The following is a 16,282-nucleotide window of genomic DNA, read 5'->3' on the forward strand; positions in this document are numbered from 1 at the left end:
TTGACCGACCCTTTTCGATGGCGTTCCAGCCGATTGTCGATATCACGAGCGGAGAGGTTTTTGCGCGCGAGGCGCTGGTGCGAGGGCCCGCCGGCGAAGGGGCTGGCCATGTGCTCTCTGCCATCACCCATACCAACCGCTACGCCTTTGACCAGCAATGCCGGGTGAAGGCGCTGGAACTCGCAGCCCGGCTGTCACTGCCGGCATCGACGGAAAAGCTGTCGATCAATTTCATGCCGAATGCAGTCTATGAGCCCCGCGCCTGCATTCGTCTGACGCTCTCCACCGCCGAGCGGGTCGGCTTCCCGCCGGAGCGGATCATCTTCGAGTTTACCGAGAGCGAGCGCATCGATACGGATCACCTTCTCTCCATCCTCAGCACCTACCGGTCGATCGGCTTCATGACCGCGATCGACGATTTCGGCGCCGGTCATTCGGGTCTCAACCTTCTCGCCCGCTTCCAGCCGGATATCGTCAAGCTCGACATGGATCTCATCCGCGATATCGACCGGGAGCCCGCCAAGCGTACCGTGGTGCGCCACACGCTGGCCATGCTCGCAGACTTCGGCATTACGCCCGTGTGCGAGGGCGTCGAAACAGTCGGTGAACTGGCTGCCTTGCGCGATCTGGGCGTTGAACTCGTGCAGGGCTATCTGCTGGCAAAGCCGGCCTTCGAAGCATTCGGCACGCCCGTTCTGCCCATGCCGTGAGCGTCAGCAGCCCATCTTTCCCGGCTTTTGCAGGGCACCTGGGTGGTTACCCAAATGTGCCCCCTTGTGTGGCGTCCTTGCATCTTTATCTAGGCGCTGGCTCGTTTCCTCCCGACCGGGCCGCCACAAATTTTAAGAAAGCTGACATCATGCTTCTCGAAAAGCTCAACTGGCGCTATGCCGCCAAGAAAATGGACCCTTCCAAGGTGGTCTCCGAAGACAAGGTGGCGCGGATCATCGAAGCCGCCCGGCTTGCGCCGACGTCCAGCGGCCTGCAGCCCTTCGAAGTGATCGTCGTCACCAACAAGGACGTGCGCGCGCAAATCCAGGCCGTCGCCTGGAACCAGGCGCAGATTACCGATGGCTCGCATCTCCTCGTCTTTGCCGCCTGGGACAATTATACCGCCGAGCGCATCAACACGATGTTCGATCTCGTCAACAAGGAGCGGAATTTTACCAGCGAAGGCTGGGAAAATTACCGCAAGATGCTGCTCGACACCTATCCGCCGCGGGATGCGCAGGTGAACTTCGAGCATGCCGCCCGCCAGGCCTATATCGCCTTCGGTCTTGCCACGGCCCAGGCTGCCTTTGAAGGCGTCGATGCCACGCCGATGGAAGGTTTCGAGCCCGCCAAGGTCGATGAGATCCTTGGTCTGCGCGCCCGCGGTCTGCGCTCCGTCACCCTTCTGCCGCTCGGCTATCGCCAGCCGGAAGGCGACTGGCTGGTCAACCTGAAGAAGGTTCGCCGCCCGACGGATGAATTCGTTTCCTACGTGAAGTGAGGAAACGGCGGCGTGGCACCCCGGGGGTGCGGCGCCGCTTCGCCTTCTGCGCGCACTTATTTTCCGCTCTCTCGCCCATATGCGGAATTTCTTCCCTCGGATTCCAAGGCCGCGGATGCCATAAGAACGTCACGGGCTTGCGCCGCCGCAAGCCGCTTGAGCAAGGCCGCGTCATGCAGAGAGAGACAGGATCGATGGAGCGACGTATCATGCGTCGAATGTGCTGCAGGCTCTAGACGCCCGGCCTTCTTTGCCGGCGCTGCCGCAACACCCTGTTCCGCCTCGTGATGGCATCCTCCTCCCAAGAGTTATTGAATGGACACCCTTTCCGATCCGCCGCCTGTTGAGCCTCGCGCCTTGCCAGGCGCTCCAGTCCTTGGCACCGCAGCCACGCCCATGGTTGCCTTTCGGGGCGTTACGAAACGCTTTGCCGACCGCGCGGGCCAAGGCGAATTTGTCGCCCTTGCCGGCGTCGATTATACCGTGCCGAAGGGCGCCATTACCGGGATTATCGGCCGCTCGGGGGCCGGCAAGTCGACACTGATCCGGCTGGTCAACGGTCTCGAACAGCCGACATCCGGCAGTGTGCTGGTCGATGGCGTGGATGTCGGCGCGCTGGACGAAACGAACCTGCGCGGCCTTCGCCGGAAGGTCGGCATGATCTTCCAGCACTTCAACCTGCTGTCGTCGCGCACGGTCTATGGCAATATCGCGCTGCCGCTGGAAATCGCCGGCCTGTCGCGCGCGGCCATCAAGGCGCGTGTGGCGCCGCTGATCGATCTCGTGGGCCTCTCCGACAAGGCGGGCCGTTATCCGGCCGAATTGTCGGGCGGCCAGAAGCAGAGGGTCGGTATCGCGCGGGCGCTTGCCACCGAGCCGAAGCTGCTGCTCTCGGATGAGGCAACCTCGGCCCTCGATCCGGAAACCACCCAGTCGATCCTCGATCTCCTGAAGACCATCAACCGCGATCTCGGCCTCACCGTTCTGTTGATCACCCACGAAATGGAAGTGGTCAAATCGATCGCGTCCGAGGTGGCCGTCATCGACAAGGGTCTGATCGTCGAGAGTGGCCGCACCTTCGACGTCTTCACACGGCCGCGCCACGAAACGACGCGGGCGCTGCTGTCGGGCCTTCCCGGCACCAAGCTTCCCGATGCCATCACCCGCCGGCTGAAGGCTGAAGGCAGCCCCGGCGACCGGATCTATACGCGCCTCACCTTTTTTGGCGCAACGGCCGAACAGCCGCTGATTGCCCGCCTGATGAGCGAACTCGGTGCCGAGGTCAACATCATCACCGGCACGATCGACGAGATCGCCGGCGAACCCTATGGGTCGCTCGTTGTCTCCTACAGCGCCGATCCCGCCGTCCTTGCGCGCGCTGAAGCCTTTTATGCCCAGACGGGCCTGTCCACGGAGGTCCTCGGCTATGGCGCCTGACATGCTTCTCGCCCTTCTCTGGAAGGCGCTTGTCCAGACGGTTCACATGGTCACGGTCGCCGGCCTCATCGGCACGCTGATCGGCCTGCCGATTGGCGTCTTTCTGGCCAATAGCGGCAAAGGCGAACTGTTTGCCGCCCCGATGGTCAACCGTATCGTCGGCCTTGTCGTCAATGCGACGCGCTCGACGCCCTTCATCATTCTGGTGGTGGCGATCATTCCCTTCACGCGGGCGATCGCCGGCACGTCGATCGGCACCAGTGCCGCCATCGTGCCGCTGACGCTTGCCACCATTCCCTTTGTTGCCCGCCTCATCGAAGCGGCCATCCGCGAGGTGGATCGCGGGCTGATCGAGGCGGCACGCGCCATGGGCGCCAGCCGCTGGCAGATCGTCACCAAGGTGCTGATCGCCGAAGCCCGTCCCGGCATCACGCTTGCGCTGACACTGACGCTGGTCAGCCTCATCGGTTACTCGGCCATGGTCGGCGCGGTCGGCGGCGGCGGGCTGGGCGATCTGGGCATCCGGTACGGTTACCAGCGCTTCATGCCCGAAGTCATGGCCGCCGTCGTGGTGGTGCTGATCCTTCTCGTGCAGGCCGTGCAGAGCGCAGGCGATGCGCTGGCGCGCCGCTTCGACAAGCGCAACCGCCAATCCTGACCCCTTTCACAAGGCACCCGAATTCAACCCTTCCCAAGGAGAATACCCATGAAGACGCTCATCCTAGCGGCCTCGCTTGCCGCACTTCTGTCCGCAGGCTCGGCGCTTGCCGAAACCATCAAGATCGGCGTGACCCCCGGTCCGCACGCGCAGATCATGGAACAGGTCAAGAAGGTCGCTGCCGAAAAGGGCATCGACCTCGAGATCCTGGAATTTTCCGATTACGTCGTGCCGAACCAGGCACTGGCCGATGGCGACCTGCAGGCGAATTCCTTCCAGCACCAGCCCTATCTCGACAACCAGGTGAAGGACCGCGGCTTTGATCTCGTCAGCGTCGGCCAGACGGTCAACTTTCCGATGGGCATCTACTCCAAGAAGGTGAAGAGCCTGGACGAGTTGAAGAACGGCGCCTCGGTCGCCATCCCGAACGATCCGACCAATGGCGGCCGCGCGCTGCTGATCCTGGCCGACAAGGGCCTGATCAAGATCCGCGAGGGCGCCGGCCTCAAGGTGTCGCCGGCCGATGTGGTGGAAAACCCGAAGAACCTCACCTTTGCGGAACTCGATGCTGCCCAGCTGCCGCGTGCGCTCGATGATGTCGATGCCTCCGTGATCAACACCAACTACGCGCTTGAAGCAGGGCTTGATCCGGCCAAGGATCCGATTGCCCGCGAAGGTGAAAAGGCACCCTACATCAACGTCATCGCCGTGCAGGCGAAGAACAAGGACGCGGCCTGGGTCAAGACGCTGGTCGAATCCTATCACAGCGCTCCGGTGAAGGAATTCGTCGCCAAGCAGTTCAAGGGCGCCGTCATCGCCGCCTGGTAAAACTCCGCCCATTAACTTTTCAAGATAGCTCTTTTCCTTTCGGGGAAGGGAGCTATTTTGCGTTTGGTATGTGGCCGGCATCTGGTATTAAGCAAAAGCGAATACATGATCGGCATTGTTCGCATAGGTGCCAGGGCTGACGAATGCGGTTTGTGCCGATTACGTTGAAACACTCCGCTGCCAAGGTCGACCGCCGCTCTGCGGTGCGCTCGATGCTGCTGATTTTTGCAGCCGTTGTGATTGCGGTAACAGGAATGGTTTTTACCGCACTCGACCGGGTGGGCCATTACGCCAACCAGCTCGATGAGGAACGCTCGCGCGAATCCGTCAGCGGTGCGCTTCTCACCTTCCAGCGCCAGCTCGCTGCCACGCTTCACGATTATGCCGCCTGGGACGATGCGGCCGACAACGTCTATCGCCTGTCGGGCCTTGGCTGGGCCCGGCGCAATTTCGGCGCCATGACAGAGAAGAACGAACTGTTCGACGTGGCGATCATCGTGGATCATGCCGGCCGTGTCGTGTTCGGCTATGCCGAAGGTCAGCCGGTCACGGAACGTTTCGAGGATTACATCACGCCGGATGTCAGGTCCCTGCTCGAACAGACGCGGGCGGCCGGCGAGGGCCTGCTTCCGGAAGCCACCAGCTTTACGCGCACGGCCCGCGGTACGGCGGCATTCGGGGTCGGGCTCATCCGCATGAAAAGCGGTGCGCGTGTGGCGCCCCCGGATGAGGGGCGTTACGTCATCTTCATGCGGCACCTGACGGGGCCGACGATCGAACGGCTGGCCAGCGCCTATGTGCTGCCCGGTCTTCGCATCGAGGAACCGCAGGAACACAGATCGCACCGGGTTGATATCCTGTCGCCGTCGGGCCGGGCGATCGGCGCGCTCAGCTGGGAGCCGCGTTCACCGGGCAATGTCAGCCTTGCGCAGGTGCGCCCGCTGGTGTGGTGCGCGGTCGCCATGGTTGCCATCTACTTCGTCCTGCTCTTCGTCAGCGGCAGCCAGGCGCTGGCGCGGCTTGCTGCCGATGAGGAAGCCGCCATCAAGCTGTCTCTGACCGACCGCCTGAGCGGACTTCCAAACCGCACCGGCCTGTTTTCCGATCTGTCGGAACTGGTGGCGGATGCGCAGAAATCCCGCCGCGATGTCGCCCTGCTTTACCTCGATCTCGATGGGTTCAAGGAAGTCAACGATGCCTATGGCCATGCCACGGGGGATGAGCTGATCCGCGCCGTCTCGGCGGGCCTCAGCGCGCTTGTCGGCGAAAAGGCGGTGCTGGCGCGTCTTGGCGGCGATGAATTTGCCATCGGCTTCCTCAGCAGGACGGCCGAAGCGGACGCCGCGCAGCTTGCCGAGCGCGTGATGGAGTTTCTCGGCGCGCCGCTCAGCATGGGCGATCGGATTGCAGTTGTCGGCTGCAGCATCGGCATTGCCTGTTCGCCGCTAGGCACCGTGCCCGGCGAAGAAGTGCTGCGACGGGCCGATATGGCGATGTACCGCGCCAAGGAAGAAGGCCGCGGCCGCTGGTCGGCCTATAGCCCGGCCATGGATGCCGAGCGTGAGGAGCGAAATCGGCTGGAAGTCGATCTGCGACAGGCCATCGAACGCCAGGAAATTTCGGTTGCCTTCCAGCCGGTCGTGGAGGCGCAGCATATGCGTCTCTCCGGTGTCGAGGCGCTGGCCCGCTGGACGCGACCGGGCCATGGCCCGGTCAGGCCCGACGTGTTCATTCCGATTGCCGAAAGCACCGGCCTCATCGACCAGTTGGGCCTTTGCGTGTTGCGCACCGCCTGCGAGGCCTTGCGCGACTGGCCGGAACTGACGCTGGCCGTCAATATCTCGCCCGGCCAGTTCCGCGATCCGGCGTTTGCCGAGCGGGTGGCTGAGGTGTTTGAGCAAACGGAAATGGACCCGGCCCGCGTCACGCTGGAAATGACGGAAACCTATTTCATCCAGAATCCGGCCCGCGCCCGCGACACACTCGGCCGGCTGAAAAAAACCGGCGTGAACATCGCGCTCGACGATTTTGGTGCGGGTTTTTCAAGCGTCGGCTATCTGCGCCAGTTCGGCTTCGACCGCATGAAGATCGACCGCTCGCTGGTGGCGGCGGCGGATCTCGGCGGGCGGGCGGTGGACATGCTGCAGGCGACTGTGGCGCTCGCCCGCTCGCTCGATATTCCGGTGACAGCCGAAGGCGTGGAAACCGATGCGCAGGCCGTGGCGCTGCGCATTGCCGGCTGCGATCAGCTGCAGGGGTTCCTGTTTGGAAAGCCGGTGCCGATTGCCGAGATTGCACGGCTGCGCGGGCTGGAAGAACCGCTGTTTCGCCTGTCGGGCTCGGCCTGAGCCCGGCACACTTGCGGGCTGAGGAAGGGTCAGCTGCCGAGATGTTTTGCGCCGCGCTTGCGGGCAAGCTCGATCTGCAGCTGGCGCTGGCGATACCGGTCGCGGTCGGCTTCGGTGCGCGTATCATAGCAATGCGGGCAGGAGACACCTTCCTCGAATTTCGGCGATAGCCGGACATCCGGGGTGATGGGCTCGCGGCAGGCATGGCAGAGCTTGTGGTCGCCTTCCTTGAGCCCGTGCGTGACCGAAACGCGCTCGTCGAACACGAAACAGGCGCCCTCCCACAGGCTTTCCTCTTCCGGCACGGTTTCCAGATATTTGAGGATGCCGCCTTTGAGGTGATAGACCTCGTCAAAGCCCTGTTCCCTCATGAAGGCGGTTGCCTTCTCGCAGCGGATGCCGCCGGTGCAGTACATGGCGATCTTCGGCTTGTTGTGCAGGCCGGTATTGTTCTTCACCCAGTCGGGAAACTCGCGAAACGTCTTCGTCTTCGGGTCGACCGCACCCTTGAAGATGCCGATGGCCGTCTCGTAGTCGTTGCGGGTATCGATGACGATCGTCTCGGGATCGGAAATCAGGTCATTCCAGTCCTTCGGCTCCACATAGGTGCCGACGATCTTGTTGGGATCGATATTCTCGACGCCCATGGTGACGATTTCTTTCTTCAGCCGCACCTTCATGCGCAGGAAGGGCATTTTCGAGGCCCGGCTTTCCTTGTGCTCGAGATTTGCAAAGCCTGGAAGCGCGCGCAGATAGGCCAGCACGCGGGCAATGCCCTCATCGGGTCCGGCAATCGTGCCGTTGATGCCTTCATGCGCCAGAAGCAGCGTGCCCTTCACGCCATTGTCGTCGCACAGCGCCTGCAACGGTGCGCGCACCGTCTCACACTGGTCGAAGCGCGCAAAGTGGTAGAGCGCGGCAACAAGGAAGGAGCCGGAGTTCGGCCCGGCGGCGGTGGCGTGAAGATCTGTCATGATGTCTGGCGAAATACTGCCTCCGGCGCTGCAACGCAACGGATTTCCGCAAAACCGACATCGTTTGCCTTTTGTCAAGCGGGCGTGCGCAGAAGCAATTGGTCCTGACGGGTGAGGGCAAGGCTCTTTCAGCGCGCAGTGAAAGGGAGCGCTTATCATCCGCAGAAGCACGGCAGAAGGCCGTATCAGGACAACGCCTCTGCGGCCTCCAGCCAGAGCCGCGCAACAATGCGGGCTTCGCGTTTCGGGTGATCGGCGACGACAGTGCCTGCGCGCGCCAGTGCTTCTTCGCGGATTGCCTGCTGGCGTGTGATGATGGCGCCGAGCAGCAGCGCCAATGTGTCGCCATCCCCAAAAAGTTCGGGGCTTTCGTTGATGGTTTGCGTCAGGACGCTCAGGTCGTGCTCATGGCCAAGCAGGTCGACAAGCTGCTTTGTCTCGCGCTTCAGAGCACCGAGTGCCGAGGGGTAGAGATCGGCAAACAGCGTCAGATACATCCAGCCGGTCTGCCCGCATTTTCGCAGGTCGTGAAAGGCTTCGGCATCCGGCGCCAGCCGGCAGGCGAAAAGGGCAGCCTTGGTCTTTCGTCCGTGCTTGGTAAAGGCACGCTTTAGCCGCCGTGCCGTGCGGCACTCGCCGCGCGGAAGGTCCAGCATTTCGAGTGCGGCGATTGCCTCCTCGCAAGCCGCTATCGCCTGGTCGATCGTCTGCGCCCGGTCCGTTTCGGCAGCGGCAATGCGGTCGCGCCGGTCGATCAGCGCTTGCGAGGCAAAGCCGAGCGCGGCAATTTCTTCCGGCGATACCGCAAGCCCTGCCAGATAGTCGACGGTCTCGATCAGCGCCGTGGCATCCCGTACGCTGGACAGGCTGCGGCCGATGTCGCGCATGCGTTCATTTTCGCGGCGGCTGAACGCCTTGGCGTCTGACGATACGAGGCGGTAGAGCGCTCGAAGCCGCTTGAAGCGCTTGCGGGCGGCATGAATGGCGGGATGCTCTCCGTCCGGCTGGTCGCGCAGCACCGCAATCGCCTGGCGCAACTGGCTTTCGGCGACCCGGCGGAATTCCGCGTCGAACGGTTCAGAGGGGCGAATGCGAAAGGCCATGCGGCAGCTCTCCCGACAGATCTTCTGTCGCCATCACCATATTGGAATAGCGACGGTCGCCGGTCACTTCCGCGCCGATCCACGGCGGCAGCGGCGGGTCGTCCGCCTCGCTCCTCAGCTCCACCTCGGCCACGACAAGGCCATGGTAGAAGCCGGTAAACACATCTACTTCCCAGGTGAAGCCGGCATGCGGCACGAGATAGCGGGTCTTTTCGATCACGGTTCCGATCGCTGCCCCCACCAGTTCCTGCGCATCCGCCACCGGAATATCGTATTCGTATTCGTCGCGCGCCAGCGTGCCGCGACCGATCTTGATGGTAAGGCGGGCACTCTGTTCATCGATCAGCCGCACCCGGACGCTGCGGTCCTCGCCGATGGCGACATAGGCCTGCAGATAGGCAGCGCTTGTGCTTGCCGCTGCTCGCCAGTCCTCGCTGGTGACAAGAAACTTCCGCTCGATTTCCGTGGCCATGCCCATTCCCGTGTTCGTGTCGGCTTTTCTAAACTATTGCAAAGCCTTGCATGCGACCAGAGGCGAAAGGCGGGCAAAGGTCCGTTTTTTCTCGACACTGCCCGTGGCGCGCGCTATCTCAGCTTCAAGTTTCAATCGTTTCAATCCGTCCTGTCCGGGAGGTCCTCATGAACGCCAAGAGCCAAGCCCTGCTTGCCATCCTGAAGCTGCAACCGGTCGTGCCGGTCCTGATCGTCGATGATGCGGCCTCTGCCGTTCATCTGGCCCGCGCGCTGGTCGCCGGCGGCCTGAAGGCGATCGAGATCACCATGCGCACGCCGGCAGCGCTTGATGCGGTCAAGGCGGTTGCGGCCGAGGTCGAGGGTGCCCATGTGGGGGCAGGCACCATTCTCAACGGGCGCGATTTCGATGCCGCCGTTGCAGCGGGCTCCACCTTCATCGTCAGCCCGGGCGTCGCACCGGGCGTGTTGTCTGCTGCCAAGGGCTCCTCCGTGCCGCTCCTGCCGGGTGCTGCGACCGCCAGCGAAGTGATGACGCTGCGCGAAGCCGGCTATGACGTGTTGAAATTCTTCCCCGCCGAACAGGCTGGTGGCGCCGCCTATCTGAAGGCGCTCTCTTCGCCGCTCGCCGGCACCGTGTTCTGCCCGACCGGCGGCATTTCGCTCAAAAACGCCCGCGATTACCTGTCGCTGCCGAATGTCGTGTGCGTCGGCGGCTCCTGGGTTGCCCCGAAGGAGCTTGTGGCCGCCGGCGATTGGGCCGGCATCACGACATTGGCATCGGAAGCATCGGCGCTGAAGGCCTGATTGCAGCCACGCGCGTTTGTAAAACGCCGCACCCGTCCTATCTCTCCCTGTGAAACAACAGGGAGAGTTTGTTCATGTTCGACGCCAAGAAGCTTCTTGACCAGTTCCTCGGATCCAAGGTTCCCGGCCTTTCGGGCACCTTGCAGGGGAAGGCCGGTCAGGTCACAGACCTTGCGCGCAACAACCCGATGAAGGCAGGCGCGCTCGCCGCCGCCCTTCTCGGCACCAAGACCGGCCGCAAGCTTGCCGGCAATGTCGCAGCCGTCGGCGGCGTGGCCGCCATTGCGGGCCTCGGCTATCTTGCCTATCGCAATTACCAGTCCGGCAAGGCGCCGGAAGGGGTGGCTCCCGATGCCCCCGTCATCGAGCCGCCGGCCGCTTCGCCCTTCAGCGTCCACTCGCCCAGCCTCAGCAATGATTTTGCGCTCACCCTCCTGCGCGCCATGATCGCTGCCGCGAAGGCGGACGGGCATATCGATGCAACCGAGCGGAAGCGCATCATGGACAAGGTGCATGCGGTGGATCTCGGGGCCGAGGCGGAAGCCTTTATCGCGCAGGAACTGGCCGATCCCATCGATCTCGATGCGCTGGTGGCCGCGGGCCGCACCGAGGAGCAGCGGGTGGAGATCTATACCGCCTCGCGGCTTGCCATCGATCCCGATACGCGCGCCGAGCGCGGCTATCTCGATCTTCTGGCCGGTCGCCTGAAACTGCCCGATCCGCTCGTCGATCATATCGAGGCGACGGTTTCCTCGGCAAAGGTTTCGCTTTGACAGCTTGCCTCCGAATTGCGGTGCGGTGGCCCAAGGCGGCGATTGCCTTTGGCCGCGCCCTCGCTTAATTCTCTTGGCAGGTGAGGGGATATTTGATGCGTGATCTTAAAAATTTCAACGGCTGCCCGGCGCCCCAGCCGGTGCGGCTCGAGGGCCTTTATGTCATTGCCGAGCCCTATGAGCGGGCCGTGCATCTTCAGACGCTGTGGGAGGCTTTGGGCGGCGACGAGGGCCTCAACGACCTCATCCGCTATTTTCCGAACAAGCTTTACAGTGGGCCGGACGAATTTGCCGACTGGCTGGAGGGCATGAACCGTGCCGGCAACCTCATCACGCTCGTCTTCCGCGACAAGGAGGATGGCGAGGTGGTTGGCATGGCAAGCTATATGCGGCCTGATCCGGCAAACGGTGTCATCGAGGTCGGCTCGGTGGCCCATGGCGCGGCCATGAAGCGCTCGCCGCTTTCCACCGAGGCGCATTACCTGATGGCGCGCCATGTGTTCGAGGACCTGGGCTATCGCCGCTACGAGTGGAAGTGCCACAACGAAAACGAGCCGAGCAAGAAGACTGCGGTTCGCTACGGTTTCACCTTCGAGGGCGTGTTCCGCCAGCACATGGTCTCCAAGGGCGCCAATCGCGATACGGCCTGGTTCTCGATGATCGACAGCGAGTGGCCGCTTCTGGCCGAAGCCTTTCAGGCCTGGCTGCGCCCGGAGAATTTTGACGATCACGGCCACCAGAAGGAGCGGCTGGAAGATATCCGGGCAGCGCTTCAGGCGGTGAAGGCGTGAGCGGGGGCAAGGCCCGTTCACCGGCCATTGCCGCGGCCATCATCTTCCTCGGCTTCACGCTGTTGTTTCTGGTCATGCCGAGCATCGTGCTGTGGCTTTCACAGTTTTCGCCCTGGCTTGCGGCAGGATTTGGAGCTCTGGCCGTCCTGTCCTTTTTCCTGATTTTTTGGCTGCGCGCCCGCCATCAGCGCGGTCGCGACCAGAACTGACGTGCTGGGGGTCAGGCCTGGAGGGCCGCCCCGAGCAGCGACAGGCCCATCAGCAGAATGAACAGCGCCCCGACGATCTCGATGCCGTTGGTGATGCGGCCGGCGGTGCGGGAACCCTTCCCGACATAGCGCACGGCCAGATCCTTGGCTGAAACCGCCATCAGCGCCAGCAGCGATACAGTAATCGCCGTGCCGAGCGACATGAACAGCACCGACAGCGCGCCGCCGAGATAAAGTCCGTTCAACAGCGAAAAACTCATCACCAGGATGGCGCCGGAACAGGGGCGAAGCCCGACGGCGATAATGGCTGACCAGGCCTCGTGCAGGCTGAAATCGCGCCCGCCGATGGCTTGCGGATCGGGCAGGTGCATCTGTCCGCAATCCATGCAGTAATCGCCCGCTGCAAGCTGGTCGTGACCGTGGCCCACTTCCGTTGCGCGAAACGAAAGGCCTGTCGGCCCGGAGGCTGGACTTGCGCCGGCAAAGATCGGCAGCGACGAGCGGCGCGGGCGAAGCGCATAGAGCTTGCGGCCCAGCAGCCAGCCGCCGAAGAGAACGAGCATGGCAAAGCTTGCCACTTCCATGGCCTGCGTGGCGCGCGTCATGGTGATGCCGCTGCCGCGCAGCACCACATAGGCCGCGGCCACCAGACCGATGGCCACGACGCCCTGCAACAGGGCCGAGACCAGCGAAATGGCGATGCCGCGCTTCAGCGCCGTCTCGTTGGCGATCATGTAGGAGGAGATCACCGCCTTGCCGTGGCCGGGGCCGGCTGCGTGGAAGACGCCGTAGGCAAAGGACAGCGCCACCAGACCCTTTACCGCCCAGGGATCCTGCCGCATCGCCTTCAGCGCGCCGGTGAGCGCCCGGTAGAAACTCTGCTGGTAGCTGTTGATGAAGCCGAAGAAGGGGCCGAGGTAGCCTGCCGTGTTGAACGATGGTTCCGCCGAGCCGACACCGAGGGGAGACTGCGCATGGGCCAGCGCAACGACGCCGAGCGTCATCAGGAGGGCAAGGGGAAGGCTGCGTTTCAGCATGTCACCTCCAGGCGCGTCGCAAACAGTTTGGTCATGTCTGTTCCGCTCGGATCGTTGAAGAAGGCATCCGTCAGGCTGGTCTTGTTCTGCGCGATGACCTCGTCCGGGTCCGGCCGCACCACCTTGTGCTGGCAGGCCGCAAACGCCTTGCCTTCCGGCACGAGATCGCCATCGGTCGGGAAATCGATCGCGGTATAGAGGGAGGGGTCATAGATGCCGAACGTCATGCGGCCCTTCAGCCGCAGGGGCTCCTGTGGTTTTACCGCAAAGAACACCATCACCTGCTGGTCCTTGTAGGTGACGTGGATCACGTCCGGCGGCGCAATCGGGATCGTCTTGCCGTTCTGCGTGATGGTCGTGAAATAGTGGAAATCCTTGAGCGAGGTGCGCATGACTTCGCCGAGATCAGCAAGTTCGTGCTCGTCGAGCTTCAGATCGGTGTTCTTGTCGAAGTCCAGGAGCACGCTCGAGGAGAACAACTCGTCGAACCGCCAGACATTGCGCAGTTCCGAAATGGTGCCGTCATCGGCCGCCAGCACTTCCAGCCGCGCTTCGACGAAGATGTGCGGATGCGCAAGGGCCGGAAAAGGCGCCAGAAGAAAGAGAGTGGCCGAAAGCCACTTTTTGAAGGTCATGACCAAAATCCCGTCGCCCGTCGTTTCTGCGGTGTGTCGCGCAAATGGGACGGAATTTCGGCTTCAGTCAATCAGCGCCGAGATCACAAGGCGCTTACGGCTGCTGGCGGAACCAGGCGGAGAGGAAATCCACGAAGCTGCGCACCTTGGCCGGCAGGTAACGCCGATGCGGATAGACGGCATAGATGCCGCGATCGGTGGGGATGTAATCGTCAAACAGCGAGACCAGTTCGCCGGAGCGGATATAGGGAAGGGCAATGAAATCCGGCACCATGGCAACGCCGAGGCCGGCGCGGGCGGCTCTCACCGTGCCCTGCGGGCTGTTGACCTCGATCGACCCGGAGACCGGCACCGAAAACACCGTGCCATCGGGCGCCTGGAAGCGGATGCTGTTGTGGGAGCGCAGGTTGGTGTCGATGATGACCGGCTTGCCGACAAGGTCCTGCGGATGGGCAAGGGGGCCGAATCGCGCCACATATTCGGCGGTGGCGCAGGCATAGACCCGGAAATCGGAAAGCTTGCGGGCAATCATGCCGGAATCTTCGAGCTTGGTGATTCGGATGGCAAGATCGAAGCTCTCCTCGATCAGGTCGACGAATCGGTCTTCGGCAACGATATCCAGCGACACGTCCGGATGGCTTTTTGCAAAGTCGATCAGCGATTGCCCGACATCGGCATCCATGAAGGTTCGCGGCACGGAAATGCGCAGGCGCCCCTTGAGGTCCGCATTGTTCTCGCGCACCAGGTCGGCGAGGTTGTCGATTTCCTTCAGAATGTCGGCTGCGGTGCGAAAATAGGTGTGCCCGGCTTCCGTCATGGAGAACTGGCGCGTCGTGCGGTTCAAAAGCAGGGCGCCCAGGTCGTCTTCCAGTTCGCGCACATATTTGGACAGCAGCGCCTTGGAGCGTCCGGTGCGCCTTGCGGCGGCTGAGAATCCCTCGGCTTCCACCACGTCGATGAATGCACGCATGCGCGTCAGAGTATCCACACGATCATCCTTTTTTGCCCCCACGTTTACCGTGGCGTTCGAGCCTTCCTCCTGCAATGTGAAATTTGCGAGGCAGCCGAAAAAATCTCTTGATTATGAATGCGAATGTTCTTATTTCCCGGTCAGCCCAAAGTCGCACGTGCCCATGGGTGTCCGCCGACCCTCTATTTGGTGAGGTCATCGGTAAGGTACCTGGAATTAACCCCTCCAGTCGCTATTCCGGCCATCCGGGAAATGCGAGGACATCTGAAGCAACGACGGTGCGGGCCTTTTTGTTCTCTCCCGGCTTTCCAACAGCCGGGGTTACTGAAGAGGCACACCATCATTGCCGGAAGTGCGGTAGGGTTTTCCCTCCAATCCATGGCAGACAAAGCCGGATCATCGTTCTTGGCAGAGCGTTGTTCCACTTACCGCGCGTTTGAGCGTGTCAGGGAATCGGTGTCTCCACCGACTGGTTCCCGGCGCATGTTCATTCGTCCTTTGTCCTCCGGTTCGCAAGCCGGAGCCTTGAGATATGGAAGGGACTGACCATGACCACTGCTCGCATCCGCGACTTCCTGCGCACCGAACGCCCGGAAGGCCCTTGCCTTGTCGTCGACCTCGATGTCGTGCGCGACAATTTCAAGGCGTTCCGCCACGCTCTGCCGGACAGCGCCATCTACTATGCCGTCAAGGCCAATCCGGAACCGGAAATCCTGAAGCTGCTCGCCTCCATGGGCTCGAGCTTCGACTGCGCTTCGGTTGCCGAAATCCAGATGGCGCTCGGCGCCGGTGCAACGGCTGACCGCATCTCGTTCGGCAACACCATCAAGAAGGAGCGCGATATTGCGCGCGCCTTCGAGCTGGGCGTCGGTCTCTTTGCCGTCGACAGCCACGAGGAAGTCGAAAAGGTTGCCCGTGCAGCCCCCGGCGCCCGCGTGTTCTGCCGCGTTCTGACCGATGGAGAAGGTGCCGAATGGCCGCTGTCGCGCAAGTTCGGCTGCGTTCCGCAGATGGCGGTCGACGTTCTGGTCTATGCCCACCAGCTGGGTCTGGAATCCTACGGCGTCTCCTTCCATGTCGGTTCGCAGATGACCAAGGTCGATGCCTGGGATGCAGCCCTTGCCGATGCCAAGCGCGTCTTCGCGCAGCTCGCCAAGCAGGGCATCTACCTGCAGATGGTCAACATGGGCGGTGGTTTTCCGACCAAGTACCTGCGTGACGTGCCCTCTGCCGAGGCCTATGGCCAGGCCATCTTTGCCGCCCTGCGCAAGCATTTCGGCAACAGCCTGCCCAAGACCATCATCGAGCCGGGCCGCGGCATGGTCGGCAATGCCGGCGTGATCAAGGCGGAAGTCATTCTCGTCTCGCGCAAGTCGGACAATGACGCACACCGATGGGTCTTCCTCGACATCGGCAAGTTCGGCGGTCTCGCCGAAACCATGGACGAGGCCATCCGCTATCCGATCCGCACCGAGCGGGACGGCGACGAGATGGAGCCCTGCGTGCTGGCCGGCCCGACCTGCGATTCGGCCGACGTGCTGTACGAGAAGAACATGTATCCGCTGCCGCTCACGCTTTCGATCGGCGACGAGGTTCTGATCGAGGGCACCGGTGCCTACACGACGACCTATTCGGCGGTTGCCTTTAACGGCTTTGATCCGCTGAAGGCCTATGTGATCTGATCTTGCAGGCTCCGGCTGTTGTGTCGGAGCCGCATTCACCCTGATTTTTTGAGCCGTTTAGACCGGT

17 protein-coding genes are annotated in these 16,282 nt (G+C 62.6%); 11 read left to right on the forward strand and 6 right to left on the reverse strand.

The genetic code is table 11. From position 1 onward, the window contains the following. Window positions 1-17 precede the first annotated feature (17 nt). The 6 genes from J2858_RS14460 to J2858_RS14485 all read left to right on the forward strand — a co-directional run bounded on the left by J2858_RS14460 (window position 18) and on the right by J2858_RS14485 (window position 6,763). Complete coding sequence (locus J2858_RS14460; protein ID WP_245366096.1) at window positions 18-710, forward strand: EAL domain-containing protein; 693 nt, start codon at window positions 18-20, stop codon at window positions 708-710. A 149-nt stretch (window positions 711-859) separates the two neighbouring features. Then, window positions 860-1,492, forward strand: a complete 633-nt coding sequence (locus J2858_RS14465; RefSeq protein ID WP_210105507.1) for an NAD(P)H-dependent oxidoreductase — start codon at window positions 860-862, stop codon at window positions 1,490-1,492. Between the two features lie 396 nt (window positions 1,493-1,888). Then, a complete protein-coding gene (locus tag J2858_RS14470) occupies window positions 1,889-2,929 on the forward strand; it encodes a methionine ABC transporter ATP-binding protein (RefSeq protein ID WP_210105663.1) in 1,041 nt (346 codons plus the stop codon). Further along, window positions 2,919-3,587: a methionine ABC transporter permease gene (locus J2858_RS14475; protein ID WP_210105508.1), complete on the forward strand. Its 669-nt coding sequence runs from the start codon at window positions 2,919-2,921 to the stop codon at window positions 3,585-3,587. The genes J2858_RS14470 and J2858_RS14475 overlap by 11 nt, the downstream gene beginning before the upstream one ends. Before the next feature lie 48 nt (window positions 3,588-3,635). Then, window positions 3,636-4,415: a MetQ/NlpA family ABC transporter substrate-binding protein gene (locus J2858_RS14480; RefSeq protein WP_210105509.1), complete on the forward strand. Its 780-nt coding sequence runs from the start codon at window positions 3,636-3,638 to the stop codon at window positions 4,413-4,415. Between the two features lie 143 nt (window positions 4,416-4,558). Then, entirely contained in the window at window positions 4,559-6,763 is a 2,205-nt protein-coding gene (locus J2858_RS14485; protein WP_210105510.1) for a putative bifunctional diguanylate cyclase/phosphodiesterase, read from the forward strand. A gap of 29 nt (window positions 6,764-6,792) precedes the next feature. Here the strand turns inward: J2858_RS14485 and J2858_RS14490 are convergent, their stop codons facing one another. The 3 genes from J2858_RS14490 to J2858_RS14500 all read right to left on the reverse strand — a co-directional run bounded on the left by J2858_RS14490 (window position 6,793) and on the right by J2858_RS14500 (window position 9,312). Further along, window positions 6,793-7,737: a rhodanese-related sulfurtransferase gene (locus J2858_RS14490; protein ID WP_210105511.1), complete on the reverse strand. Its 945-nt coding sequence runs from the start codon at window positions 7,735-7,737 to the stop codon at window positions 6,793-6,795. Window positions 7,738-7,922: 185 nt separating this feature from the next. After that, window positions 7,923-8,840 carry a CHAD domain-containing protein gene (locus J2858_RS14495; protein WP_210105512.1) on the reverse strand — a complete coding sequence of 306 codons (918 nt, stop codon included), beginning with the start codon at window positions 8,838-8,840 and terminating at the stop codon, window positions 7,923-7,925. Continuing rightward, window positions 8,815-9,312, reverse strand: a complete 498-nt coding sequence (locus tag J2858_RS14500; RefSeq protein ID WP_210105513.1) for a CYTH domain-containing protein — start codon at window positions 9,310-9,312, stop codon at window positions 8,815-8,817. The genes J2858_RS14495 and J2858_RS14500 overlap by 26 nt, the downstream gene beginning before the upstream one ends. 167 nt (window positions 9,313-9,479) lie before the next feature. Between J2858_RS14500 and J2858_RS14505 the strand changes: the two genes are divergently transcribed. The 4 genes from J2858_RS14505 to J2858_RS14520 all read left to right on the forward strand — a co-directional run bounded on the left by J2858_RS14505 (window position 9,480) and on the right by J2858_RS14520 (window position 11,891). Then, window positions 9,480-10,118: a 2-dehydro-3-deoxy-phosphogluconate aldolase gene (locus J2858_RS14505; protein ID WP_210105514.1), complete on the forward strand. Its 639-nt coding sequence runs from the start codon at window positions 9,480-9,482 to the stop codon at window positions 10,116-10,118. Window positions 10,119-10,192: 74 nt separating this feature from the next. Beyond that, window positions 10,193-10,891, forward strand: coding sequence for a tellurite resistance TerB family protein (locus J2858_RS14510; RefSeq protein ID WP_210105515.1), 699 nt, complete (start codon window positions 10,193-10,195; stop codon window positions 10,889-10,891). 95 nt (window positions 10,892-10,986) lie between these two features. Continuing rightward, on the forward strand, window positions 10,987-11,682 hold the full coding sequence (locus J2858_RS14515; RefSeq protein WP_210105516.1) for a GNAT family N-acetyltransferase: 696 nt from the start codon (window positions 10,987-10,989) through the stop codon (window positions 11,680-11,682). Beyond that, complete coding sequence (locus tag J2858_RS14520; protein WP_210105517.1) at window positions 11,679-11,891, forward strand: hypothetical protein; 213 nt, start codon at window positions 11,679-11,681, stop codon at window positions 11,889-11,891. The genes J2858_RS14515 and J2858_RS14520 overlap by 4 nt, the downstream gene beginning before the upstream one ends. Before the next feature lie 11 nt (window positions 11,892-11,902). Here the strand turns inward: J2858_RS14520 and J2858_RS14525 are convergent, their stop codons facing one another. The 3 genes from J2858_RS14525 to J2858_RS14535 form a co-directional block, all read right to left on the reverse strand. Continuing rightward, on the reverse strand, window positions 11,903-12,928 hold the full coding sequence (locus J2858_RS14525) for a nickel/cobalt transporter (RefSeq protein ID WP_210105518.1): 1,026 nt from the start codon (window positions 12,926-12,928) through the stop codon (window positions 11,903-11,905). After that, window positions 12,922-13,563, reverse strand: a complete 642-nt coding sequence (locus tag J2858_RS14530; RefSeq protein WP_210105519.1) for a DUF1007 family protein — start codon at window positions 13,561-13,563, stop codon at window positions 12,922-12,924. The genes J2858_RS14525 and J2858_RS14530 overlap by 7 nt, the downstream gene beginning before the upstream one ends. A gap of 94 nt (window positions 13,564-13,657) precedes the next feature. Further along, on the reverse strand, window positions 13,658-14,551 hold the full coding sequence (locus J2858_RS14535) for a LysR family transcriptional regulator (protein WP_210105520.1): 894 nt from the start codon (window positions 14,549-14,551) through the stop codon (window positions 13,658-13,660). Between the two features lie 530 nt (window positions 14,552-15,081). Here J2858_RS14535 and odc2 point away from each other — a divergent pair. After that, a complete protein-coding gene (gene odc2 / locus J2858_RS14540) occupies window positions 15,082-16,215 on the forward strand; it encodes an ornithine/lysine decarboxylase (protein WP_210105521.1) in 1,134 nt (377 codons plus the stop codon). Window positions 16,216-16,282 lie beyond the last annotated feature (67 nt).

Origin of the sequence: Neorhizobium galegae (assembly GCF_017877135.1) — a bacterium.
Lineage (GTDB): Bacteria > Pseudomonadota > Alphaproteobacteria > Rhizobiales > Rhizobiaceae > Neorhizobium > Neorhizobium galegae_A.

Coding starts and splice junctions, on each gene's coding strand:
- J2858_RS14460 (WP_245366096.1), top strand. CDS start 18: ATGGCGTTCCAGCCGATTGTCGATATCACGAGCGGAGAGGTTTTTGCG.
- J2858_RS14465 (WP_210105507.1), top strand. CDS start 860: ATGCTTCTCGAAAAGCTCAACTGGCGCTATGCCGCCAAGAAAATGGAC.
- J2858_RS14470 (WP_210105663.1), top strand. CDS start 1,889: ATGGTTGCCTTTCGGGGCGTTACGAAACGCTTTGCCGACCGCGCGGGC.
- J2858_RS14475 (WP_210105508.1), top strand. CDS start 2,919: ATGGCGCCTGACATGCTTCTCGCCCTTCTCTGGAAGGCGCTTGTCCAG.
- J2858_RS14480 (WP_210105509.1), top strand. CDS start 3,636: ATGAAGACGCTCATCCTAGCGGCCTCGCTTGCCGCACTTCTGTCCGCA.
- J2858_RS14485 (WP_210105510.1), top strand. CDS start 4,559: ATGCGGTTTGTGCCGATTACGTTGAAACACTCCGCTGCCAAGGTCGAC.
- J2858_RS14490 (WP_210105511.1), bottom strand. CDS start 7,737: ATGACAGATCTTCACGCCACCGCCGCCGGGCCGAACTCCGGCTCCTTC.
- J2858_RS14495 (WP_210105512.1), bottom strand. CDS start 8,840: ATGGCCTTTCGCATTCGCCCCTCTGAACCGTTCGACGCGGAATTCCGC.
- J2858_RS14500 (WP_210105513.1), bottom strand. CDS start 9,312: ATGGCCACGGAAATCGAGCGGAAGTTTCTTGTCACCAGCGAGGACTGG.
- J2858_RS14505 (WP_210105514.1), top strand. CDS start 9,480: ATGAACGCCAAGAGCCAAGCCCTGCTTGCCATCCTGAAGCTGCAACCG.
- J2858_RS14510 (WP_210105515.1), top strand. CDS start 10,193: ATGTTCGACGCCAAGAAGCTTCTTGACCAGTTCCTCGGATCCAAGGTT.
- J2858_RS14515 (WP_210105516.1), top strand. CDS start 10,987: ATGCGTGATCTTAAAAATTTCAACGGCTGCCCGGCGCCCCAGCCGGTG.
- J2858_RS14525 (WP_210105518.1), bottom strand. CDS start 12,928: ATGCTGAAACGCAGCCTTCCCCTTGCCCTCCTGATGACGCTCGGCGTC.
- J2858_RS14530 (WP_210105519.1), bottom strand. CDS start 13,563: ATGACCTTCAAAAAGTGGCTTTCGGCCACTCTCTTTCTTCTGGCGCCT.
- odc2 (WP_210105521.1), top strand. CDS start 15,082: ATGACCACTGCTCGCATCCGCGACTTCCTGCGCACCGAACGCCCGGAA.